This window comes from Pseudomonas sp. LBUM1645 (assembly GCF_059716185.1).
Window position 1 is genome coordinate 4,696,577 of record NZ_CP166811.1, and the last position, 22,702, is coordinate 4,719,278.

The 22,702-nt window shown below is 61.1% G+C and carries 18 protein-coding genes and 1 pseudogene; 11 read left to right on the forward strand and 8 right to left on the reverse strand.

The window, feature by feature from the left end; translation table 11 throughout:
* Positions 1–243 precede the first annotated feature (243 nt).
* Positions 244–1,365, reverse strand: coding sequence for an LLM class flavin-dependent oxidoreductase (locus tag ACA079_RS21145; protein ID WP_347804334.1), 1,122 nt, complete (start codon positions 1,363–1,365; stop codon positions 244–246).
* 122 nt (positions 1,366–1,487) lie between these two features.
* Positions 1,488–2,672, reverse strand: a complete 1,185-nt coding sequence (locus ACA079_RS21150; protein WP_497700820.1) for an acyl-CoA dehydrogenase family protein — start codon at positions 2,670–2,672, stop codon at positions 1,488–1,490.
* 816 nt (positions 2,673–3,488) lie between these two features.
* Between ACA079_RS21150 and ACA079_RS21155 the strand changes: the two genes are divergently transcribed.
* The 6 genes from ACA079_RS21155 (at position 3,489) to ACA079_RS21180 (ending at position 10,176) form a co-directional block, all read left to right on the forward strand.
* On the forward strand, positions 3,489–4,004 hold the full coding sequence (locus ACA079_RS21155) for a flavin reductase family protein (protein WP_497700821.1): 516 nt from the start codon (positions 3,489–3,491) through the stop codon (positions 4,002–4,004).
* Between the two features lie 10 nt (positions 4,005–4,014).
* On the forward strand, positions 4,015–5,694 hold the full coding sequence (locus tag ACA079_RS21160; protein WP_497700822.1) for an FAD-binding protein: 1,680 nt from the start codon (positions 4,015–4,017) through the stop codon (positions 5,692–5,694).
* A complete protein-coding gene (locus tag ACA079_RS21165) occupies positions 5,682–6,437 on the forward strand; it encodes a glucose 1-dehydrogenase (protein ID WP_046049827.1) in 756 nt (251 codons plus the stop codon). Before ACA079_RS21160 ends, ACA079_RS21165 begins: the two co-directional genes overlap by 13 nt.
* 13 nt (positions 6,438–6,450) lie before the next feature.
* A complete protein-coding gene (locus ACA079_RS21170; RefSeq protein WP_497700823.1) occupies positions 6,451–7,533 on the forward strand; it encodes a 2Fe-2S iron-sulfur cluster-binding protein in 1,083 nt (360 codons plus the stop codon).
* Positions 7,534–7,776: 243 nt separating this feature from the next.
* Entirely contained in the window at positions 7,777–8,523 is a 747-nt protein-coding gene (locus ACA079_RS21175; RefSeq protein ID WP_497700824.1) for an SDR family NAD(P)-dependent oxidoreductase, read from the forward strand.
* A 72-nt stretch (positions 8,524–8,595) separates the two neighbouring features.
* A complete protein-coding gene (locus ACA079_RS21180; RefSeq protein ID WP_497700825.1) occupies positions 8,596–10,176 on the forward strand; it encodes a FadD3 family acyl-CoA ligase in 1,581 nt (526 codons plus the stop codon).
* A 130-nt stretch (positions 10,177–10,306) separates the two neighbouring features.
* Here the strand turns inward: ACA079_RS21180 and ACA079_RS21185 are convergent.
* The 3 genes and pseudogenes from ACA079_RS21185 to ACA079_RS21195 all read right to left on the reverse strand — a co-directional run.
* Positions 10,307–10,447: pseudogene (locus tag ACA079_RS21185) on the reverse strand (SDR family NAD(P)-dependent oxidoreductase); the annotation flags it as partial.
* 143 nt (positions 10,448–10,590) lie between these two features.
* Entirely contained in the window at positions 10,591–11,469 is an 879-nt protein-coding gene (locus ACA079_RS21190; protein WP_497700826.1) for an SDR family NAD(P)-dependent oxidoreductase, read from the reverse strand.
* Positions 11,466–13,208 (reverse strand): FAD-binding protein, encoded by a 1,743-nt coding sequence (locus ACA079_RS21195; RefSeq protein WP_497700827.1) that lies wholly within the window; start codon positions 13,206–13,208, stop codon positions 11,466–11,468. The genes ACA079_RS21190 and ACA079_RS21195 overlap by 4 nt, the downstream gene beginning before the upstream one ends.
* 265 nt (positions 13,209–13,473) lie before the next feature.
* Between ACA079_RS21195 and ACA079_RS21200 the strand changes: the two genes are divergently transcribed.
* The 3 genes from ACA079_RS21200 to ACA079_RS21210 all read left to right on the forward strand — a co-directional run bounded on the left by ACA079_RS21200 (position 13,474) and on the right by ACA079_RS21210 (position 17,510).
* On the forward strand, positions 13,474–15,051 hold the full coding sequence (locus ACA079_RS21200; RefSeq protein WP_497700828.1) for a DUF1302 domain-containing protein: 1,578 nt from the start codon (positions 13,474–13,476) through the stop codon (positions 15,049–15,051).
* 23 nt (positions 15,052–15,074) lie between these two features.
* Complete coding sequence (locus ACA079_RS21205) at positions 15,075–16,454, forward strand: DUF1329 domain-containing protein (protein WP_497700829.1); 1,380 nt, start codon at positions 15,075–15,077, stop codon at positions 16,452–16,454.
* Positions 16,455–16,532: 78 nt separating this feature from the next.
* Entirely contained in the window at positions 16,533–17,510 is a 978-nt protein-coding gene (locus ACA079_RS21210; RefSeq protein WP_497700830.1) for a 5'/3'-nucleotidase SurE, read from the forward strand.
* 190 nt (positions 17,511–17,700) lie between these two features.
* On the opposite strand, the gene ACA079_RS21215 is transcribed toward ACA079_RS21210, so the two are convergent.
* From ACA079_RS21215 to ACA079_RS21225, 3 genes are all read right to left on the reverse strand, one after another.
* The gene (locus ACA079_RS21215) at positions 17,701–18,159 is read right to left on the reverse strand and encodes an REP-associated tyrosine transposase (RefSeq protein ID WP_497700831.1); all 459 of its coding nucleotides are present in this window, start codon (positions 18,157–18,159) and stop codon (positions 17,701–17,703) included.
* 250 nt (positions 18,160–18,409) lie between these two features.
* Positions 18,410–19,348, reverse strand: a complete 939-nt coding sequence (gene lipP1, locus ACA079_RS21220; RefSeq protein WP_497700832.1) for a LipP1 family hormone-sensitive lipase — start codon at positions 19,346–19,348, stop codon at positions 18,410–18,412.
* The gene (locus ACA079_RS21225) at positions 19,335–20,174 is read right to left on the reverse strand and encodes an SDR family NAD(P)-dependent oxidoreductase (protein ID WP_497700833.1); all 840 of its coding nucleotides are present in this window, start codon (positions 20,172–20,174) and stop codon (positions 19,335–19,337) included. The genes lipP1 and ACA079_RS21225 overlap by 14 nt, the downstream gene beginning before the upstream one ends.
* Before the next feature lie 145 nt (positions 20,175–20,319).
* Here ACA079_RS21225 and ACA079_RS21230 point away from each other — a divergent pair, with 145 nt between their 5' ends.
* Together ACA079_RS21230 and ACA079_RS21235 are read left to right on the forward strand one after the other, a co-directional pair.
* Entirely contained in the window at positions 20,320–21,363 is a 1,044-nt protein-coding gene (locus tag ACA079_RS21230) for a 3-ketosteroid-9-alpha-monooxygenase, oxygenase component (RefSeq protein WP_497700834.1), read from the forward strand.
* A gap of 135 nt (positions 21,364–21,498) precedes the next feature.
* Positions 21,499–22,629, forward strand: coding sequence for a helix-turn-helix transcriptional regulator (locus ACA079_RS21235; RefSeq protein ID WP_046054842.1), 1,131 nt, complete (start codon positions 21,499–21,501; stop codon positions 22,627–22,629).
* Positions 22,630–22,702: the final 73 nt, after the last annotated feature.

Consider the following 22,702-nt stretch of genomic DNA (forward strand, 5'->3'; position numbering starts at 1 on the left):
GCCGCACTCGGCGGCTGCCGGGGGAGACTTTATGCAGGGCTATTCAAGCGGGTTTGCGTGGGAGGAACATCGTCCAATGGGACTAGCGGAAATGACGGGGTGAGCACATAAAAAACTGTGGGAGCGAGCTTGCTCGCGATGGGGCCATAACATTCAACATTGATGTTGGATGTAAGACCGCTATCGCGAGCAAGCTCGCTCCCACAGGGGTGATGTGGTGTTCAGATGCTTAAGTGGCGGGTTTTAAGCCTTACGGAAATGCGGAATCACTTTCTCGCCAATGTTGCGCAGGGTTTCCAGTTGCGCCCATTGCGGCACAGTGCCCATCTGGCAGATGAACAGGATTTCGTCGGCACCCGCATCGATCAACCGTTGCACGTAACCGATGCAATCCTCGACGGTGCCGTAGGCGTGGTTGGGGTTCATCATCGCCATGGTCGGGTCGGAGAAATCGACGCTGACTTCTTCCGAGGCGAAGCGCGACTTGATCACGCTCTGGCCGTTGCCATCGACGAAGGTGTCGTCCTTCCACTTCTCCGGGTCCGGACGCTCGCCACCGCCGTACCAGTAGCCCAACGACTCCATGAAGTAACGCTGGCCACGAATGCCGATGCGGCGCGCCTCTTCGTTGTTTTCCAGCACGATGGCCGGGCACAGGGCAGCGATGTGACGGTTGGGACGGAAACCCACTTGTTTCTTCTCGTCGCGCTTGTCCCAAGCCTCGTGGTACACCTCGACTTTCTTGGCGATTTCTTCCGGGCCACCGAAGCCCAGCACCAGGGCGCCCATGCCGCGACCGCCGGCGTTTTTCAGCGACTCGGTGTTGGTGCAGGCCAGGTACATCGGCGGGTGCGGGTCTTGATAAGGCTTGGGATGGATCGGCCGTTTCGGGATTTGCACGAAGTCGCCGTTGTGTTCGATTTCGTCCTGCACGAACATTTTCGGGATCAGATACATCATCTCGTCGATCTGCGGCTGCAACGTGGCCAGGTCATAACCGAAGGTGCCGGCCTCCTGCTGGGTGCCGCCCTTACCGACGCCAAAATGCACCCGGCCCTTGGACAACAGGTCGAGGGTCGCGATGCGTTCAGCGACTTTTACCGGGTGGTTCATCGCTGGTGGCAGGCAGACCACGCCGTGGCCGATGCCGATGCGTTCGGTCTTGCCGGCAACGAAGGCCAACATGGTTTCCGGCGCGGACATGTGCGAGTAGTTACTCAGCGCCGTGTGCTCCACGCACCAGAAGGTGTCGAAGCCGAGCTTGTCGGCCAGCACGGCCTGCTCAACGGTGTCTTCGAAAATCTTGCGGTCGCCTTCGCGGCTGGAGTCCACCGTCTGGGCTTCGTAAATCAGTGAAAATTTCATGGTTGATCCTTGTCTTGATTGGGTGCGCAGTCGGCGCCAGAGACCTGTGCCTTGCCCCCATGCTCGGGCATCGGCGGGGCGCTCGAATCACGCAAACGGACTAGCCGAGTCATAGGAAAAAGTCAGAGAAAAAAGTCGTTGCTGTCCTGGCCCATGCTGACCCCGCCGAGATTCCAGGCGTACTTGGCCGGGTTGTTCGCGACGTGGGCGCGGCCGGTGTGAATGTCGCGGAATGCCCGGTTAATTGCGTGGCTGCGGAAGATGGTCGAGGCGCCGCTGTTGAACATCAGGTCGGCAACCGCTTTGGCGCACTTGTCGGCCACCAGCGCCGAGTCGTAACGCATCTTCACCCGCTCGGGCATGCTCAATGGCTCCGCGCCTTGTGCCCGTTGCAACATCAGAGCGAAGTTGCGCAGCAGGACGGTTTTGCACTCGTCGACGCAGACCATGGCGTTGGCCAACGCGGATTGCGCGGCGGGGTCCTGGACCATTTTGCGACCGTCGTTGACCCCGACCCGCGCGCGGTTGTGCTCGACAAACTGATCCACCGCGCCCTGCAGGGCACCAATGGCCGAGGACGACACCGCCCGCACAAAAATCTGCCCGAATGGCAGACGGAACAGCGGCGCGGTGTTCACTGCGTTACCCGGACTGTCCTGCATGAAACCGTCGAACGCCCGATGAGTGCGGTACTCCGGAACGAAGGCGTTCTCCACCAGGATGTCGTGGGAGCCGGTGGCTTCCAGGCCCATGACATTCCAGTTGTCGAGCACCTGGTAGTCGCTGCGCGGCACCAGGAAAGTCCGATAATCCGGCGCCCCGCCCGCCTCCTCCGGTGGCACCAACGCCCCGAGGAACACCCAGTCGCAATGCTTGCTACCGGAAGAAAACCCCCAGCGCCCGCTCAGCTTGAAACCACCCTCGACCCGCTCGACCTTGCCCACCGGCATATAGGAAGAAGAGATCAGCACACTGGAGTCGGCGCCCCAGACATCCTGTGCCGCACGGTCATCAAACAGCGCCAGTTGCCAGTTATGGATCGCCACCACCCCCAGCACCCAGGCCGAAGACATGCAGCCTTCGGCGAGGGTCATCTGCACCTCGAAGAAGTCCTTGGGTTCCAGTTCATAACCTTCCCAGCGCGATGGCTGAAGAATGCGAAAGAACCCGGCGTCGTGGAAATCCTTCAGCGTTTCTTCAGGCAACTGGCCGGCTTGCGCGGCGTTCAGGGCGCGTTCACGCAAGATCGGCACCAACTCGCGGGCACGTTGGCTCAGACGCTGGCGAATCAGGTCTTGGTTGAGCATTTTTATTGTTCTCCTCGGTTCACCCCATCCGCCGGGGCGCGCGTGCAGCGGGGCGGATGCAGCACCGGTGGTGCTCGCCTCCACAGCGGCATTCAAGCAATGCGCGCGGCGGTGGGCATCCCTCAAACGGACCATGTGCCTAGGAGAAGAGCGAAAGAATGCAGCCTCCGGTAATTCCTGAAGCCGTTGAGTCAACCTTGAGCGGTTCGCTGGCAGATAGACCGCCATCGCGAGCAAGCTCGCTCCCACAGGGGAACGGTGTACATCTGCGAGACATTGGTCGGCTGTCAGGCCGCCATCGCGAGCAAGCTTTGCTCCTACAGAATCAAAAGCAGACCAGACGCACGCCTTCCGCTTCCCACCACTCAACAGGCCGAGCGTTAGCTCGCCTGCAAGCTTTTGATCTTGATCCACCCGCCCCTTCGGGAGGCTGAGTGGAGGTGTTCATCCGGGGGGTGGGCGCGCAGCGCCGTTCGACGAAGTCGAACACATCGAGAGCAGGTCGAAGCGAAGCCGACCGGAGGCGATGCCCCCGGATGGATACCGGAACGAAGGAACGCCGAGCCTAAGCGAGGGGCCGGACGCTCGGGGCGAGCCTTTTTTTGCTTACTTATTTTTGGCGTTTGAAAAAAAAGTGAGTCGCCGTAAGGGCGAAACCGCCAGCCGCCGTTACCGCAGCAACGGATATATACCCGGACAACCAACAACCTGGTCGGCCCAAAGGCCGCCAAGGCCTAGTCCCCTCGGACGATGTTACAGCGGGGCGTCAGAGCAAGAATCCATCGCACTCCATGCACAAACGAAAGGGCTAGTGCGATGAACGACATCAATTTGAAAGCCGACATGCTCCAGGCCATGCGCCGCCTGGCCAAGTCAGTCACCATAATCAGCACCAATAACGGCTCCGAGCGCTTCGCCATGGCCGCCACGGCAGTCGACTCCCTCAGCACCGAACCACCATCGCTACTCATCTGCATCAACAAAACCGCCTCCCCCCATGCCGCACTGGCGACCGGCGCAGACTTCTGCGTCAACATCCTCGGCATCGAACAACAAGACCTCGCCCACCTGTGCAGCGGCGCAATCAAAGGCGAAGCACGATTCGACCGAGGCAACTGGCTGACCAGTGCCGGCGGCATTCCCTATCTGGGAGACGCCCAATCGGCAATCCTCTGCCGGCAAGACGGCCACTTCAGCTACGGCACCCACACCGTCTTCATCGGGCGCATCCTGCAAATCCACACCAGCGAAGCGATCACCCCGCTGGTCTACCTCGACGGCACCTACACCACCACCGCCAAACCCGCACCCTCCTTCGCTGTCGCCGGCTGAGGCCTGAAAAATGGACAGCCTGAACGGGTTGACGGCGTTGCGAGTGAGCAGCGCCGACCAGCTGAACTGGGATGACCGCTGCGATCTACTGGTCGTCGGTTTTGGCGGCGCCGGCGCCTGTGCCGCCATCGAAGCGGCCAGTCGCGGATTGGCAGTGCTGGCGCTGGACCGCTTTGAAGGTGGCGGCGCCACCGCGCTCAGTGGCGGCGTGGTGTATGCCGGTGGCGGCACGCCGTATCAACGCCAGGCCGGCTATGACGACAGCAGCGAAGCGATGTTCAACTACCTGCGTCGCGAAGTCGGCGAGGCTGTCAGCAACCAGACCTTGCGCGAGTTCTGCGAAGGCAGTGCCGAGCAACTGGCGTGGCTTGAACGTCAGGGTGTCGCGTTCGAATCCAGCGTGCCGCCGCATAAAACTTCGTACCCGAGCGATCAGTACTACCTTTATTACTCCGGCAACGAAGCCGTGCCGGCCTATGCCGCCATTGCCAAACCGGCACCTCGCGGTCACCGCACCAAAGGCCCCGGCATGTCCGGCGCCAGCCTGTTCGCCCCGCTCAAGGCCAGCGCTTTGCGTCACGGTGCGCGCCTGCGCAGCCAGTGCGAAGTGCGGCGGCTGGTGCTCGACACCAGCGATCACGTGTTGGGGGTCGAAGCCTGGCACCTGCCGCCCGGTAGCCCCGCCGCCCGTCAACATGCGCGGCTTTCGCGCTGGGCCAGCGCCATCCACATGTACGCCCCGGCATTGGCCGACCGTTTGCGCGCTCGCTTGCGACGCATCGAACAAACCAGTGCCGAACGCCAGCTGATTCGCGCCGAACAGGGTGTGTTGCTGAGCAGCGGCGGTTTTATCTTCAATCGCGGGTGGGTCCGCCAGCATGCGCCGCAGTATCTGGCCGGTTTGCCGCTGGGGACCACAGGCTGTAACGGCAGCGGAATCGCCCTGGGCCAGAGTGCCGGTGGCAGCGTGGCGCGGATGAATAAAGTCAGCGCCTGGCGTTTTATCAATCCACCACTGGCCTGGGCCCGAGGATTGATCGTCAATGCTCGGGGTCAGCGTTACGCCAACGAAGAAATCTACGGTGCGACCCTCGGCCACGCGATGGTCGAAGAGCAGGACGGCCGCGCGATTCTGATTCTCAACCGGGCGCTGGTGCGCGAGGCGTTGCGTCAGGTCGGACCGGGAAAAGTCTGGCAATTCCAGCGCCTACCGGTGCTGCTCAATTTGCTGTTTAACGCCCGGCGCAGCAACAGTTTAACGAAGCTGGCCAAGCGTTGCGGATTGCCCGTCGAGGCCCTGCGACAGAGCGTGGAAACCTATAGCCGCGCTGCGCGGGGCGAAGTCGTTGATACGTTCGGCAAGTCGCAAGCCATGCTCGCCGACATGGACCAGGGGCCGTGGTACGCCCTCGATCTGTCCTTCGCCAGTCGCCTGTTTCCCTGCCCGGTCATCACTCTTGGCGGGCTGAAAGTCTGCGAGCTCAGCGGTCAGGTGCTGGACCACGCCGGTCAGCCGATCCGGGGTCTTTACAGCGCCGGCCGCAATGCCGTCGGGGTCGCTTCCAACCTTTATGTCTCCGGCCTGTCGCTGGCCGATTGCATCTATTCCGGTCGCCGGGCCGCTGCCCATCTGGTCGATCAAGTCGCACTTCGAACCACACGCTCAGGAGAACAACAATGCAACGTGTAGAAGGCAAAGTCTGCATCATCACCGGCGCCGCCAGCGGCATCGGTCGCGAAGACGCCCTGCTGCTGGCCCGCGAAGGTGCCAAAGTCGTGCTGACCGATCTCAACGAAGAAGCCGGACGCCAGGTCGCCGCAGAAATCGGCAGCAATGCGCTGTTCATTCGCCATGACATCGCCAGCGAAAGCGATTGGCAACAAGTGATCAAAACCACCCTGGAACACTTCGGGCGCCTCGATGTACTGGTGAACAACGCTGCGATTCTGGCCTTGGGCAGCATCGAAGACACCACGCTGGAACTGTGGCAGAAGGTGCAGAAAATCAATGGCGACGGTTACTTTCTCGGCTGCAAGTACGCGATCCAGGCCATGAAGGAAACCGGCGGCGGCTCGATCATCAATATGTCGTCGGTGGCGGCGCTGGGCGCGATGCCAATGTTCTGCGCCTACTCGGCCTCCAAAGGCGCGGTGGCGGCAATGACTCGCTCGATTGCCTTGCACTGCAAGCAACAGGGCTACCGCATTCGCTGCAACAGCGTGCACCCGGATGGCGTCAACACGCCGATGACCCAGGCCTTGACCGGCGGCCAGCCGATCCCTCAGGAAGCCCTCGACCAAGACCCGATGAATCGCATGTGCGCGCCCCGGGACATTGCCAATGTGGTGCTGTTCCTCGCCACTGACGAGTCACGTTTCGTCAACGGTGCCGAGATCCGCGTCGACAACGCCCAATTGATCAGCGGGCTCTGAGGCCGAGGTGAACATGGGCACGCAACAGCAGAACCTGACACCGGCCGAATCAACAACGGGGAGCTATTCATTGCAAGTGTGCGCGGTGATCGACGAGACCTTTGATGCGCGCTCGCTGGTGCTGGATATACCGCCGTCACTGCGTGAGCGCTTTCGTTACAAACCGGGCCAGTTCCTGAGTTTTCGCGTGCCTTGCGCCGGCAAGCTGTTGACCCGCTGTTACTCCATGGCCAGCTCACCGCTGTCGGATGCACTGCCTAAGGTCACGGTCAAACGGGTCGAAGGCGGCCGGGTGTCGAACTGGATGAACGAAGTACAGGTCGGTGACTGGCTGGAGGTGTTGCCGCCAGCCGGGCATTTCTGTTTGGACGAGGAGCAATCGGTTGATAGACCGCTGGTGCTGTTCGGTGGAGGATCGGGCATTACCCCGGTGTTTTCGATCCTGAAATCAGTGCTGCGCAGCAGCCAGCGGCCGATCAAGTTGATCTACGCCAACCGTGATGAAGCCTCGGTGATTTTCAAGGATGAGCTGCGTCAGTTGATCAAGGCGCATCCTGATCAACTGCACGTGGTGCACGTCCTCGACTCGGTTCAGGGTTTCCTGACCGACGCCCAGGTGCGTCATCTGCTGCGCGGTTCGGCCGGCGGTGACTACTTCATCTGCGGACCGGGACCGTTCATGGACACCGTGGAGCGCACGCTATTGGGACTGGGCGAAGCCGCCGAACGCATCCATGTCGAACGTTTTGTCTCGCCTCCGGATCCCGACGAACTACTCGCTGAAGCAACCCTGGCTCGGGCCGCGGCCCTCGGATCGCAGTGCGAGGCGTTGATTGTCGAGCTCGATGGTCAGCAACACGAAATTGCTTGTCATCCTGGCGACACCCTGCTGCAAAGTTGCAAAGCGGCAGGCCTGGACGTGCCCTCTTCTTGCGAAGAAGGTTTTTGCGGGGCCTGCATGTGCGTCGTCGAGGAAGGTGAGATCCAGCTGGCACGCAACGATGTACTCAGCCCCAAAGAGTTGGCCGAAGGCTGGACGCTGGCCTGCCAGAGCCGTCCAACCGGCGCCCGGGTACGGTTGAAATTCCCTGACTGAGTACGCGCTCCCCTGTAGGAGCTGTCGAGTGCAACGAGGCTGCGATCTTTTGATTTTTCAAAGGCAAGATCAAAAGATCGCAGCCTCGTTGCACTCGACAGCTCCTACAGGGGGGGTCGAGAGCCACAGCATTCCCCAATTGAGACGCTCTGTCGCCATAGTCTCAACGGACGATCACCTTGGCCGGGGCTGCGGTTAGACTCGGCCACAGCATTAGCCCACAACAATAAAAGAGGTGCAGTTATGGCTCGTTTGCAGAACAAGGTCGCGGTGGTTACCGGCGGCGCTTCAGGGATCGGTCTGGCCTGTGTGCGCCGCTTCGCCGCTGAAGGCGCGCAAGTGGTCGGGCTGGACATCGGCACCGCACCGACGGATTTCCCTGGCCTGTTCATGACCCTCGATGTGCGCGACGAAGCGCAGGTCCAGCAAGTCATGCAAGAAGTCATCGGCCACTTCGGGCGCATCGACGTGCTGGTCAACGCAGCCGGCGTCGCCGATCAGGGCAGCGTGACCCAGACCACCACCGCCAACTGGCAACGGGTGATGGACATCAACCTGACGGGCAGCATGCTCACCAGCAAATACGCGCTGGAATCGATGGTGTCCCAACGCAGCGGTTCGATCATCAACGTCGGCTCGATCTTCGGCCTGCAAGGTTGCGATGGTAACGTCGCCTATAACGTCTCCAAGGGCGGCATCAACCAGCTGACCCGCTCGATGGCCATTGATTACGGCTACGCCAATATCCGCGTCAACGGCTTGTGCCCTGGCCTGATCGAAACGCCGATGACCAGCATGGTCCGCGAGCAGGAAGCCTTCCACGCTTTCTTCGCCTCGCAACACATGCTCAACCGCTCCGGGCAACCGGAAGAAGTAGCCAACGTCGCGCTGTTCCTGGCTTCAGACGAAGCGTCCTTTGTCAGCGGCCAGATGATCGCCGTGGACGGTGGTTTCTCCGCCGGTCGCCGCTTCGCCCCGCCCGCCCAGTAATTCGCTATCCGGCCGGGCGCCCTGCCCGGCCCACTCCCTTTTTCGCCACTGTCTTCTAACCGGGGAGGCCCCATGCCGCCTGTCGCAACCGCACTGACCATCGCCCAACTGTTCGCCAACGCTGCCCAGGCCTACGGCGACCGCCCGGCCATCGAGGATGACGGGCGTTCGATCAGCTACCGAGAACTCGACCAACTGCGCCGCCAAGCCGCCCGTGCGTTACTGGCGCTGGACGTTCAAGCCGGGGATCGGGTGGCGATCTGGGCGCCAAATATTTGGGAATGGATCGTGGCCGCCGGCGCGTTACAAAGTGTCGGCGCAGCACTGGTGCCACTCAACACCCGCATGAAGGGCAGCGAGGCTGGTTACATCCTTCGCGAAAGCGGTGCCTGCGTGCTGTTTGCCATCGGTGAATTTCTGGGTGCCGATTACCCGCGCATGCTGGCGTCTGAAGCACTGCCGGCGCTGCGCCAGATCGTCACCTTGCGCGACGGTGGATCGGGCACCCTGAACTGGGATGACTTCCTCGACCTGGGCGCAGACGTGTCGCAATTGGCGCTGCAAACCCGCGAACGCAGCATTGGCCCACAAGCGCTGTCCGACCTGCTGTTCACTTCGGGCACCACCGGCAAACCCAAAGGCGTGATGACCAACCATGGACAAAACCTGCGGGTGGTGCGCGACTGGAGCGAGGTGGTCGGTTTGCGTGAGGGCGATCGCTACCTGATCGTCAATCCGTTCTTCCATTCCTTCGGTTACAAGGCCGGTTGGCTGGCGGCGCTGATGCGCGGCTGCACCATCGTGCCGCAGCAGGTGTTCGATGTGCAGGCGGTGCTTGAATGCGTCGAGCGCGAACGGATCACCGTGCTGCCCGGCCCGCCGACGCTCTATCAGTCATTGCTTGCCCATCCGCAACGCAGCGAATTTGACCTGACGTCATTGCGGGTAGCGGTGACCGGTGCTGCGGCGATTCCGGTGGAGATGATCCGGCGCATGCGTGACGAACTGGGGTTTGCCACCATCGTCACCGCCTACGGTCTTACCGAAGTTTGCGGTTTTGCGACGATCTGCCGTCCTGGGGATTCGCCGGAATTGGTCGCCAACACTAGCGGCCGGGCCATGCCTGGTGTGGAAATCCGCTGCGCTGGCAGCACGGGCCACAGCCAACCGGCCAACGTTCCCGGCGAGGTTCAGGTGCGCGGCTACAACCTGATGCAGGGTTATTTCAATGATCCGCAGGCCAGCCGGGAAGTCCTCGATGCCGACGGCTGGCTGCACACCGGGGACATCGGCGTGCTCGACGAACAGGGTTACCTGCGTATCACCGACCGCCTCAAGGACATGTTCATCACTGGCGGTTTCAACGTGTACCCGGCGGAGATCGAACACTGTTTGCTGACCTACCCCGGCGTGGCCCAGGTTGCGGTGATCGGCATCCCCGATGAACGTCTTGGTGAAGTGGCAATGGCCTTCCTGCTGCCAGCTCCGGGCATTGAGATCGAGCAGGCCCGATTCCTCGCCTGGTGCCGCGAGCAGATGGCCAACTACAAAGTCCCGCGCCGGGTGCGGGTGCTTGAGAGCATGCCGCTGAATGCGGCAGGCAAAGTGACCAAGAATGTGTTGCGTGAGTGGGCCTTGCAGCCAGTCAATTAAACGCAACCCCTGTGGGAGCGAGCTTGCTCGCGATAGCGGTGTGTCAGCCGACATCAATGTTGGCTGTGCTGACCTCATCGCGAGCAAGCTCGCTCCCACAGGGTTTTGTGTTGGACCTGCCGGATGTGGGCTAGACCACTCGTGCCGGATGCTGCTGGCGCGGGTCGCCGAGCATGGCGCGGTGGGAAGGTGGCTGGCGGCCGCCGGCTTCGCTGATGCCGTAACCGGCGGCTATTTCGGCGGTGATTAATGTCTGCCCGGAGAACGTCATTTCTCCAGTCGAACACAACCCCTGTGGGAGCGAGCTTGCTCGCGATAGCGTCAGGTCAGTCAACATTGATGCTGAATGTACCGCCGTCATCGCGAGCAAGCTCGCTCCCACAGGGTTTTGTGTGCGCCTTACCGACTGTGAATTCAGATCACCCGCGCCGGATGTTGCTGGCGCGGGTCGCCGAGCATGGCTCTGTGGGAAGGTGGCTGGCGGCCGCCGGCTTCGCTGATGCCGTAACCGGCGGCTATTTCGGCAGTGATTAATGTCTGCCCGGAGAACGTCATCAACTGCGGGTCATTGAGCAATGCGTGAATCACCCGGCCATTGAATTGCGGGGTTTCGGCATCCGCCAGAAAGGCCTTGTATTGCTCTCCATGCTGCTCGCCGGCAATCCGGGTGCGTTCGGTCAGTTGCGGGCCGAGCCATAGCGATAACGCCGCCACGCCCCGCCCCTCGAAGTCGATCGCCATGTCGGCCGCCAGTTTGTCGCAACCAGCCTTTTGCGCACCATACGCGGGGCCATGCATGTAACACCCGGCACCGAATGACGAGGTGAAACAGATCAGCCCTCGACTGCTGCGCAGCAACAATGGCGCGGCGTGATAACTGGCGACATAGGCCGAACGCAGACCAACGTCGAGGATCCGCACCAGGTCCAGCGGCTTCTCCCAGAAAGGTCCCGGTTCAATCAACTGGTCATGAATGAACGCGGCATTGTTCACCAGCAAATCCAGTTGCCCACATTCCTTTTCAACCCGGGCGAACAGTGCCTGGACCTGCGCATCATCGGCATGATCGCAGACCACCGCGATACCCCGCCCACCCGCCGCAGTAATTGCCGCTGCCGTGTCCTCCAGCGAGCCGCGCAATGCATGCCCGTACAAATTCGATCCACCGTGCTCCGGCGCACGTCCGGTGACGAACACCGTCATGCCCGCAGCGCCAAGGGCCAGTGCGATGCCCTGACCGACCCCGCGACTGGCGCCCGTCACGACCGCAACTTGATTGCGTTGCTGATTCATTCGACGCTCCTGAACAGGCTTTTGGCCGAGCTGGTCTCGCTCTGACACTTGATGTGATTGGCCGCCACGTAACCGAAGGTCATTGCCGGGCCGATGGTCGAGCCGGCGCCCGGGTACGTGCGCCCCATCATCGAAGCGGCGCTGTTGCCGATGGCATACAAACCGTTGATGGGTTGCCCGTCCTCATGCAACACGCGGGCGTGAACATCGGTCAGCAAACCACCCTTGGTGCCGATATCCCCGGCATCAATGCGCACGGCGTAGAACGGACCTTTGAGCAACGGCGCCAGGCAAGGATTGGGCTGCACATTCGGATCACCGTAGTAGCGATCGAACAGCGATTCACCTTTATGGAAATCTGCGTCGACACCCTGCACAGCCATGCCGTTGAAACGCTGCACCGTACGGACCAGACCGGCACCGTCGACGCCGATTTTTTCTGCCAGCGCCTGCAAACTCGCAGCCTTGTAAAAGTACTCACGCAGATGCTCGGGCAGCTGCCAATCGGGCTGTGCGTAGCCTGGCAGTAACGCGCCACAGGGGTACTTGCGGCGGAATTCGGCGTCGAACACCATCCAGCACGGCACACTCACCGCGCCTTCGCGATTGTTGGCGTACATCGCGTAAACGATATCGGTGTAGGGCGCGGCTTCGTTGACGAAACGCTCGCCGGCAGAGTTGACCAGCACGCAGCCCGGCAAGGTCCGTTCGACGAACAGTGCACGCTGCTTTTCTTCGCCCTGGACATGGGTGGTCGGCGCCCACCAGCTATGGTCCATCAGCGCGGTGCGAGCACCGATTGCCTGACCGGCGCGAATGCCGTCACCAGTATTGTGCGGCGGTGTGGCACTCCAGTTGGCCTGGGTCGGTTGTGGCAGATACTGCGTACGCATCGCCTGATTTCGCTCGAAACCACCGGCCGCAATGATCACGCCGTAGCGTGCCTTGACGTTGAGTAACTGCCCGTCGCGACAGACGCGAGCGCCGCCAACCCGATCACCAACGAGCAGCAGTTCTTCCAGTGCACAGTTCAGCCAAAGGGACTTGCCGCGATCCTGCAACGAACAGCGCAAGGCGCCGATCAAGGCATTGCCAAGGGTCAGGAAACGGTCGCGACGTGACAACCGCCGGCCTTCGCGGTCACGCCAGTAACGCCACATCACCCGCAGCGTCAGTCGCAACCAGCCAGGGCCACGGCACAACAGAACCTGCGCCTCTTTCATGGTCATCGCCATGCGTCCCATCATCAGTGTTCCGGGGGATGGCGCACGCATGCGCAGAAATTCCTCACCCAGTTCGGCGGCGTCAAACGGTTGCGGGTCCATGGAGCGGTAGCCCGGTTTTCCGCCTTCGACTTCCGGGTAGTAATCGGCATAGCGAGGCTGCGCCTCGAAACGCACGCGGGTCTGTTGTTCGAGGTATTCGACCATCTCGCGACCGTGTTCGACATAGGCTTCGATACGCCCGTCATCGATCTCGCCATGGGTCACCGCACGGATGTAGGCAATCGCTTCGGCTGCAGAATCGCTGCCGCCCAGGGCTTTGATCCGGTGGTTGTCCGGTATCCAGATGCCGCCGCCAGACACCGCCGAGGTGCCGCCGTATTCGGCGCTCTTCTCGATCAATAGCGCATTGAGCCCCAGATCGTGGGCACGCAGCGCCGCAGTCATTCCCCCCGCTCCGGAGCCAATCACCAGTACATCGCAGCACTCATCCCATTTGATCCCGGCAGCTTTCATGCGATCACCCTTGCTCAGCGCCCATCAGGCAAAAACCGCCGCCGCCAGATCTTCGCCCGGTGCAGTCGGTCTCGGGATTGTTCGCCGCGTGCCCTGAACGGTCATCGTCCGATGGGACTAAGGCGATGGGCGCCCCAGCCCCGTGCAAATCGCTTAGTCCGCTTGGACGATGTTGCGCCCCAAAGCTGACTCCATAGTCGCCCACAGCACCAATCACCCCCCTGAAATGCAGGTCGGGCAGGTCTGACCTGGGCATGAGGACGACATGATAAAAACAATAATCGCCCCACAATCGCTGCACCCTCGCGTACAGCTGGCCATGCTCTTGCTGGCTGGTGGACTGGGCAGTCAAGCCAGCGCCATGAGCTTCCAGCCGAACGAGGATTTGAGCGTCGACTGGGATACCACACTGACGTACAGCCTGGCCTGGCGGACCGACTCTCGCGATCACAAGCTGACGGCCAATGCCAACGGCAACGATGGCGACAACGCGTTCGACAAAGGCAGCCTGATCAACAACCGCAGCGGTTTTCTCACCGAGGCCAACATCAAATGGCGTGAGGACTACGGCGTGTTCCTGCGTGGGACGGGCTTTTACGACAACGTTTACGATCAGGGCAACGACAACGACACAGGCACCTCGAACTGCTTCGCCGGCGGTCATTGCAACCGTCCCGACCGTTTCTCCCAGGACACCATCGATCAACACCGCAATGAACTGCGCATGCTCGATTACTACGCGTATGGCACCTGGGACATCGGCGGCCACAACTTCAACGCGCGGCTCGGCAATCAGGTTGTGAGCTGGGGTGAAAGCCTGTTCTACCCCGGCATTTCCGCTGCCCAGAGCCCGGTGGATGCAACCAAGTCGACCACTCCGGGGGTTGAGGTCAAGGAGATCCTGCTGCCCGTCGGCCAACTGTTTACCCAGTTCAGCCTGACCGACAGCCTCGATCTGCAGGCCTACTACCAATACAAATGGGAAAAGACCCAGTTGTTCGGCGTGGGTAGCTACTTTTCCACCACCGACTTCATTGACGAGGGTGGCTTCAACGACGCCAGCGGTTTCCTGACGCGCCTGGGTGACGACAAGCCGAGCGACAGCGGCCAATACGGTGTGGCCCTGACCTATGCGGCAGAGTCGCTGAACAACACCGAGTTCGGCCTCTACTACTCGCGCTACCACGACAAGACCCCGTCGCTGGATTTCCAGACCGACCTGGGGCACTACCGGGTGCGCTACTTCGACAACATCGACCTGTACGGTGCGAGTTTCTCCACGGTGCTGGGCAGCGTGAGCTGGGCCGGTGAAGTCAGCTACCGCGACGGTCAGCCAGTGATGGTCGACAACGGTTTCTCAAGCCCGGTGCGCGGCAAAACCATGCAGGCGCAGACGTCGATGATCTACGTGCTCGGCCCGACTTCATGGGCCGACAACACCACTCTGACTGGTGAGCTGGTCTACAACACCGTGCTCAGCAACGACAAGTCGGAACCTGTGACATTCGCCCCCGGCTTCTCGCAGCCGGGCACCGACAGTCTGGTCTATGACCGCGACGCCTTCGGTTACACGGTTCAGGCGAACTTCGATTACAACAACGTGTTCAGCGGCTGGGACATGTCGGTGCCCGTCACCTACAGCACCGCCGCCCAGCATGACAGCGCACTGGTGGGCTCGATCAACTCAGGCCAGGGCGACGACCGCGCGAGCATCGGCAGCTCGTGGCGCTATCTGGGCAACTTCACCGTCGAAGCCCGTTACAACGCCTACCTGGGCAACGCCAACAACGCCCCGTTGGCCGACCGCGACAACGTCGCCCTCAACTTCAAATACCGGTTCTGAATCCCCTGATGGAGGAGCACAGCATGTCTAGATTTACCCACACATTGTTGGGCACGGCGTTGGCCGTCAGCCTGCTCGGCAGTGGCCTGGTTCAGGCCAAAATCAGCAATGAAGAAGCCGCACGCCTGGGTCAGGACCTGACCCCGATGGGTGCCGAGAAGGCGGGCAACGCCGACGGCAGCATCCCGGCCTGGACCGGAAAATGGCGCGGATTGCCGCCGCAGCTCAAATACGCTGGCCCCGGCACGCCGTACCCGGACCCGTACGCGGCAGAAAAGCCGCTGTTCGTGATCAACGCGCAGAACATGGACAAGTACGCCGACAACCTCACCGATGGCCAAAAAGCGTTGCTAAAACGCTACCCCGCGACCTTCAACATTCCGGTGTACCCGAGCCATCGCGACTTCCGTTTCGATCAGCGCCTGGAAGACCTGGTGAAGAAAAACGCGGTCAGCGCCGAACTGGCCAACGACAACAACGACACGCAAAACGCCTGGGGCGCCTCGCCGTTCCCGATTCCAAAGAACGGTAGCGAGTTGATGTTCAACCATACGCTGGCCGGACGCGCCAATACCGAAGAGGCCAACTACGGTCAGGCGGTGGTGTACTCCAACAAGGAACGTGTGCTCGAAGAGGTCAATTACAAAATCTTCTCGATCTGGTCCAGCCCGGATAAAACCCTGGAGAGCGCCAACGGCATTCTCACCAACTTCCTGATCACCACCCTGGAGCCGGTGCGCAAGAAAGGCGAGATTGTCGTCGGTCACGAGTTCATCAACCCGACCGCCTCCCCTCGCCAGGCCTGGCAGTACAGCCCGGGGCAACGTCGAGTACGTCGTGCACCAACCGTAGGCTATGACTCACCGAGCGGCGCCGGCGGTTTTCGGGTGTATGACGAAGACCGTTTGTTCAACGGTGCACCGGATCGCTACAACTGGACCATCGTCGGCAAGAAAGAAATCTACATTCCGTACCACAACTACAAGATCGACGAACCAGGTGTGACCACCGATCAGATCCTGGCCACCACCGGCCACATCGATCCGCAGTACATGCGCTATGAAAAGCACCGCGTCTGGGTCTTGCAGGCAACACTTAAAGAAGGCGCCCGGCATGTTTACGCCAAGCGTGTGTTGTACCTCGACGAAGACTCCTGGGCCGCAACCCTGGCCGACAACTACGACAGCCGCGGCGAGCTTTGGCGCACCAACATGCAAACTTCGATCTACGCCTACGAGCTGCAGCGCTACCACGCTCGCCTCGGGATCTACCATGATCTGATCGCTGGTTCGTATCTGGTTGACCGTATGTTGATCGATCAAAAACCCGCCAAGCTCAACGCCACTGCCTTCACTGAAGACGAATTCACCCCCGGCAACCTGCGCAAACTCGGCACCCGCTAAACCCTCTGCGCCCTGACCGATTTACTCGGTCGGGGCGTTGTGCTTTTTTGAACTCGCTCATTTCACGGAAAACTCCCCATGAATAAATTGCTCACAGGCGTCATCGCCGTGGCCAGCGTCAGCCTGTCGATGCAGGCCAATGCCCTGAACATCCTGCTGACCAACGACGACGGTTGTCGGGCACCCGGCATCGATGCGATGTACCGCGCGCTGACCGCCGCCGGGCATCAGGTGACCCTCGTTGGTCCGTTGAACGACAGCAGTGGCATCAGTGCAGCCAGCGTGGTCGTGCCCGGGCAGGCGTTGGCAGTGACCGAGTTGGCGCCAGGCAAATTTTGCGTCGGCCCACCCGAGGGCTACACCCCGCCCCCGGGCAAGACTTCCGCCATCGGCACCCCGGTGGATGCAGTCAATGTTGGCCTGGACGTGCTGCTCAAAGGCAGTCCACCAGACCTGGTGGTGTCGGGCAGTAATTTTGGTGAAAACGTCGGCCCGCTGACGCAAATGTCCGGCACCTTGAACGCAGCGGTCCGCGCAATGTTCAAGGGCATTCCGGCGGTGGCGGTGTCGACGGCCATCGACATGGACTTGATCATCCGCGACCAACAGGCCGGCTACCGCAAGACCCTCGGCGCCATGGACGACACCGCCCGGTTTGCGGTGAAGGTTATCGAGCAGGCAAGTCACGCGGGTGCTCAAGCCAAACAGGCCTGCGAAAAAAACAACCTCGGCTGCGAATTGAATGTGCTCGGTTTGCCGGGTGTCAGCGGGTTGAATATCAATTACCCGGCACTGGCGGCCAGCGACGTCAAAGGCGTGAGTTTTGCCTCGATCGGCAATTGGGACCGGGTGAACTTCACCTCCCAGCGCGGCGCCGACGGCGTGGTTCACGTCAACCTGGTCGCCCCGCCGACACCGACGGCCGCCCAACAACAGGCCGATGCGTATCAGCTGTGGCAGGGGCATGCGGTGATCACCGTGATCGACGGCAACATGAGTGCACCGGGTGCGGTGCAGGATCAGGCGAAGGAAATGTTGCGAGACGTTAACCCTTGAGACAGCGCAAAACCTGTGGGAGCGAGCTTGCTCGCGATTGCGGTTTGACATTCAGTATTGATGTCTCTGACACGCCGCCATCGCGAGCAAGCTCGCTCCCACAGGGTTACTGGGTGTACACAAAATCTGCGAACACCCCGAACTATTGTGGGAGCGAGCTTGCTCGCGATGAAGGCGACACGGTTTCTGATCAAACCCAAATCGCATCCCACAGCGGATACTCGCCCAGCTTCTCTACCAACCCTGCCCGCAATGGGTTGGCAACGACATAACGAGCAAGTTTTACCAAGTCCTCATCTCGCCGCAGCGCCCGATCGTGATAACCCTGCTGCCAAAGGCCGCCTCGACGACCGGTAGACATGTTCACCGCCCGCGTACTCAATGATTTGGTTTTTTGCATCAGTTCACTCAGTGAACACTGCTGCAATTCGATCAACCAATGAAAATGATCGGGCATGACAACCCAGGCTAAAGAGTTCGCCCAGCCTTGCTCCTGGGCACTTCGAAATTGGTCGACGACCATCCTGCCCAAGCCGAAATCCTTGAAAACGGGTTCTCGGCCAAGTGTGTTGGTGGTCAGCAGATAAATCCTGTTGGGTTCGGGGTAGCGGCCGACGCGTAGGCGATGCGAAGCGGGTAAGTCAGGCATTCCTTTGCCTCTCTCATGCTGATGTCATGAGAAGGCTAGACCTGTAAATGCCAGCGGGTGAGGCAGACTTTGCGCTAAATGTTTCTGATAGATAGCTATCGCGAGCAAGCTCGCTCCCACAGGGGTAGTGGGTGTACACAAAATCTGAGAGCAACCAAAATTACTGTGGGAGCGAGCTTGCTCGCGATGAGGTCAGCACATTCAACATTGATGGTGCCTGACACTGCGTCATCGCGAGCAAGCTCGCAGGTTATGTGTTCGCTTGAGATAGCGCCCTGCGCAGGTCTACCGCGGCATCGGACAACGCGTGCGCAGCGCGCTCGACAAACGGCGCCATGCTGATAAATCCGTGAATCATGCCCTCGCAGCGCTGCACGCGCACCGACACGCCGGCTTCCCGCAGACGCAAGGCAAACGCCTCGCCCTCGTCGCGCAGCGGATCAAACTCGGCGCTGATCAGGGTGGTCGGCGGCAAGTCCGACAACCGGTCGGCGCGTAACGGCGAGGCCAAGGGATCATCCCCCTGATCGGCATCCCGCAGGTACTGCTGCCAAAACCAGTACATCATCGCACCGGTGAGGAAATAGCCCTCGGCAAAATCCTCATAAGACTGACTGTCGCAGCGTGCATCGGTGACCGGGTAAAACAGGCATTGATAGCTGATTTTCGGCCCCTGGCGTTGCGCCGCCAGCCGACTCACGGCGAGCGCCAGGTTGCCCCCGGCACTGTCCCCGGCCAAGCCCAGCCGGTTGCCATCAACGCCCAGTTCAGACGCATGCTCGACCAGCCAGCATGTGGCCGCATAACAATCGAGCGGTGCCGCCGGGAACTTGTTTTCCGGCGCCAGTCGGTAGGCGACCGACACCACCACCGCCTCCGTCAGACTGGCGAGTGAACGGCAGAGGTTGTCATGGGTGTCGAGGTTGCCCATGACAAAACCGCCTCCGTGGAAGAACACCAGCAGCGGCAGGTTGTCCTGCTCCAGTGGCCGATACAGCTGCGCATCCAGCTCGCCCGTCGCGCCGGCGACCCGCAGGTGACGCACTTCGATCATCGGGTCGCCGGGGATGGCGGGTAGCAGGTTGTCGGAAAACTGCCGATATTGCTTGGCATCGAGCTGGCTGAAGTCGGGCTCCGGCAGATCGCGAAACTGCTGGAGCACGGCGGCGATCTGCTTATCGAGCGGCATCGGCATTTCCCTCTACATCGGTCATCTGAAACTGCGGATTGGTTTCTTCCAGGATGCTTTGCACACGTCGCTCCAGCGCCGGTTTGAAACCTTTGTGAGGGAAGACCCAGAAGCGTTTTTCAGCGATGGCGGCGAACACCTGCTCCGCCAGTTCGCTCGGCGTCATGCCTTGGCGGATGCTGCTATCGAGCAATTGACTGAATGACGAGCCGGCCGCGTCCACCACTTGATTCGACGCCATGATTTCACTGGCCACCGGCCCTGGGCACACCACCGAGACCGATACCGGCACACCGAGCATGCTCAATTCGTAGTGCAGGGTTTCCGAGAGTGCGACCACTGCCTGCTTGGTCACGTTGTAAGGCGCCATCAACGGGCTGCTGAGCAAGCCCGCGAGGGACGCCGTGTTGATCACATGGGCCGCCCGCCCCTGGCGCAAAAACAGCGGCACGAAACTGCGAATGCCATTGATCACACCGTTTAGGTTGACGTTGAGCATCCGTTGCCATTGCTGCGCAGTGATTTCCCAGCTGTAGCCGGTCTGCATCACTCCGGCGTTGTTGAACAGCAGATCAACCCCGCCAAAGTGCTCGAGGGCGATATCGCGCAAGCGCTCGACTTGCGCCAGATCGCCAACATCCGTGACGCAAGCAATCGCCTGCGCACCACCCGTCTGTAGTTCATCGCACAGCGCTTGCAACCCCGGCCCATCGAGATCGGCCAGCACCAGGCGCATCCCCAGCCTTGCCGCATGCTCGGCCAAACCCCGGCCAATACCACTGGCGGCCCCGGTAATCACCGCAACCGGCCCTTGTTCATTGCTCATCGCCAACTCCTGCACTGGGTCCAATGGCGTCAGTAGAGCGGGCGGGCGTAAACCGGCCATCGTCCATTCAGACGATGCCCGCTTCTACAGGGGCGGCAGAATCCGTAACAGGCGCCAAGCCCGTGAACCCTGGGAGAATAATAAGATGAGTACCTTGCACCGCATCGAAGCCAAACTGCTGGAAGACCGCTACGCCCGTGGCTGGCACTGTCTTGGTCTGGCCGCCCAATACCGCGACGGCAAAGCCCATCGTCTGGAGGTGTTCGGCACCCGGTTGGTGGTCTTTCAGGGCGAAGACGGCGAGCTGCATATTCTGGATGGCTATTGCCCGCACATGGGCGCCGACCTCAGTACCGGTTGTGTTGAAGGCAACTCGATTCGCTGCCCGTTCCACGCCTGGCGCTGGGGTGCCGATGGTGTCTGCGATGACATTCCTTACGCCAAACGCATTCCGCCACGGGCCCGGCTCAAGAGCTGGCCACTCATGGAAGAAAACCAGTTGCTGTTCGTCTGGAATGACCCGGAAGGCAACCCGCCGCTCCCTGAGCAACGCATCCCGCGCATCGACGCCTGCTTCAGTGAAGAGTGGGCCGCGTGGGAAGTCGCCGAATTGCAGATCGGCACCAATTGCCGCGAATTGATCGACAACATCGCCGATATGGCGCACTTCGGCACGGTGCATGGCGCGCCCGTCGAGGAATTCAGCAACGTCTTCGAAGGTCACCTGGCCACCCAGATCATGAGCGCCCGCAGTGAGCGCTTGTCCGGCGACAGCGCGTTGAGCACCGTGGCTACCTACTTCGGCCCGGCCTATCAGATCACCGAAATGACCGGCGCGATGAACGGCCAGCCGATCCATTCGATCCTGCTCAACTGCCATGTGCCGATCGACCTCGACAGCTTCACCCTGCGCTATGGCGTGCTGGTGAAAAAGATTCCCGGTCTCAGCGAAGAACAGAATCAGGCGATGGCCAAGGCCTACGTGCAACAGGCCCAGGAAGCCTTCTACGAAGACGTGACGATCTGGCACAGCAAGACCCGCGTCGACAACCCGCTGCTGTGTGACGGCGATGGCCCGGTCTATCAGTTGCGCCGCTGGTACGAGCAGTTCTACACCGACGTCGCGGCGCTCTCGGCCGACGTGCTGGAGCAAAAACGGTTCGTCGTGCGCGCCAGCGAACGGGCCTGAACACAGCGGCCTTTCGCGCTCCCTGCGCCTGACCGGCAGCCGCCCGTCAGGCCTTGAGCCCGAGCGTTGCAAGGAGTCGATATCGGCGCTTATTCTCGGCCACCGCCAACGCTAATAATAAAAACGGTTTTCCCTATGCAACAGAGCCTCAGCCTCGATACGTTCAGTGATTTGATCGGCAACCTCTATCAGGGACCGCTGGAAACCATTCCCTGGGCGACCTTTCTCAACCAGCTCAACGTGTACTTGGAAAGCAAGTACGTGACCTTCATCCTGCGTCCGCCCAGCGCGCATGTGGATGGCTTGATGGTCAACACCACCGGTACGTCGACCGAGGCGACCGCGTCGTACAACAAACACTTTTTCACCCTCGACCCGTTCGTCGACCTGCCCAACCGCCAGGTGGTGACCCTCGCCGAGTTCGTGTCCAACGACGATTGGCAGCACTCGGAGTTCTACAAGAATTTCCTCGAACCGGTGGATGTGTTCCACATTCTCGGCGCCGACATCAACACCTGCGACGGCGCCCAGTGCCGTATCCGCATCAGTCGCGGACGCGATGACAAGGCCTTCGGCAACGAAGAGAAAGCCTTGCTGACGCACTTCATCCCGCACCTGGAACGCTCGATCAAGATCCACATGCAGCTCAATCGCATCGAAGCCGAGCGCAACCTCTACGCCGGCGCGGTGAATCAGTTGGCGGTCGGTACGATCATCCTCGACGAGGCTGGCAAAGTGCTCCAAACCAACCAGGTCGCCGATCGGCTGATCCAGGAAAAGGACGGCATCAAACTGGTCAACGACGGCCTGCAAGTCGGTACGGCACGTGACACTCAAGAGTTCCGGCGCCTGGTGAAACAATCGCTGCTCTCGCAAAAAAGCAGCAACCCGTCGGTGGTCGAAGCCCTGCGCGTGCAACGGCCGTCCGGGCGGGCGGACCTGGGGATCATCGTGCGCTCGGTGCCGTTGTCGGACTGGAGCGAAGGCAAACAATGCCCCACCGTGGTGATTTTCATCAGCGACCCGGAGCAACAGTCCACCGCGCCACAGGAGATCGTCCGCGCGCTGTTCGACTTCACCCCGGCCGAAACTCAACTGGCCATGTTGTTGGCCAACGGATTAACCCTCGACGAAGCCTCCGAAGAGCTGGGCATCAGCCGCAACACCTCGCGGGCACACCTGCGGTCAACCTTCTCCAAGACCGGCGTGACCCGCCAGACCATGCTCGTGCGGCTGATCCTGCGCAGCGTGGCGACCCTCGGTTAGCGTTCCACCTCCGCCCTCGTCCGCTCGGACGATGGCGGCCACCCCGGCATGGCGCACAGTGGTTTTATCCCAA

Bases quoted from the DNA above. Each gene is read 5' to 3' on its own strand.
- ACA079_RS21145 (WP_347804334.1), bottom strand. From the start codon at position 1,365: ATGAAATTTTCACTGATTTACGAAGCCCAGACGGTGGACTCCAGCCGC.
- ACA079_RS21150 (WP_497700820.1), bottom strand. From the start codon at position 2,672: ATGCTCAACCAAGACCTGATTCGCCAGCGTCTGAGCCAACGTGCCCGC.
- ACA079_RS21155 (WP_497700821.1), top strand. From the start codon at position 3,489: ATGAACGACATCAATTTGAAAGCCGACATGCTCCAGGCCATGCGCCGC.
- ACA079_RS21160 (WP_497700822.1), top strand. From the start codon at position 4,015: ATGGACAGCCTGAACGGGTTGACGGCGTTGCGAGTGAGCAGCGCCGAC.
- ACA079_RS21165 (WP_046049827.1), top strand. From the start codon at position 5,682: ATGCAACGTGTAGAAGGCAAAGTCTGCATCATCACCGGCGCCGCCAGC.
- ACA079_RS21170 (WP_497700823.1), top strand. From the start codon at position 6,451: ATGGGCACGCAACAGCAGAACCTGACACCGGCCGAATCAACAACGGGG.
- ACA079_RS21175 (WP_497700824.1), top strand. From the start codon at position 7,777: ATGGCTCGTTTGCAGAACAAGGTCGCGGTGGTTACCGGCGGCGCTTCA.
- ACA079_RS21180 (WP_497700825.1), top strand. From the start codon at position 8,596: ATGCCGCCTGTCGCAACCGCACTGACCATCGCCCAACTGTTCGCCAAC.
- ACA079_RS21190 (WP_497700826.1), bottom strand. From the start codon at position 11,469: ATGAATCAGCAACGCAATCAAGTTGCGGTCGTGACGGGCGCCAGTCGC.
- ACA079_RS21195 (WP_497700827.1), bottom strand. From the start codon at position 13,208: ATGAAAGCTGCCGGGATCAAATGGGATGAGTGCTGCGATGTACTGGTG.
- ACA079_RS21200 (WP_497700828.1), top strand. From the start codon at position 13,474: ATGATAAAAACAATAATCGCCCCACAATCGCTGCACCCTCGCGTACAG.
- ACA079_RS21205 (WP_497700829.1), top strand. From the start codon at position 15,075: ATGTCTAGATTTACCCACACATTGTTGGGCACGGCGTTGGCCGTCAGC.
- ACA079_RS21210 (WP_497700830.1), top strand. From the start codon at position 16,533: ATGAATAAATTGCTCACAGGCGTCATCGCCGTGGCCAGCGTCAGCCTG.
- ACA079_RS21215 (WP_497700831.1), bottom strand. From the start codon at position 18,159: ATGCCTGACTTACCCGCTTCGCATCGCCTACGCGTCGGCCGCTACCCC.
- lipP1 (WP_497700832.1), bottom strand. From the start codon at position 19,348: ATGCCGCTCGATAAGCAGATCGCCGCCGTGCTCCAGCAGTTTCGCGAT.
- ACA079_RS21225 (WP_497700833.1), bottom strand. From the start codon at position 20,174: ATGAGCAATGAACAAGGGCCGGTTGCGGTGATTACCGGGGCCGCCAGT.
- ACA079_RS21230 (WP_497700834.1), top strand. From the start codon at position 20,320: ATGAGTACCTTGCACCGCATCGAAGCCAAACTGCTGGAAGACCGCTAC.
- ACA079_RS21235 (WP_046054842.1), top strand. From the start codon at position 21,499: ATGCAACAGAGCCTCAGCCTCGATACGTTCAGTGATTTGATCGGCAAC.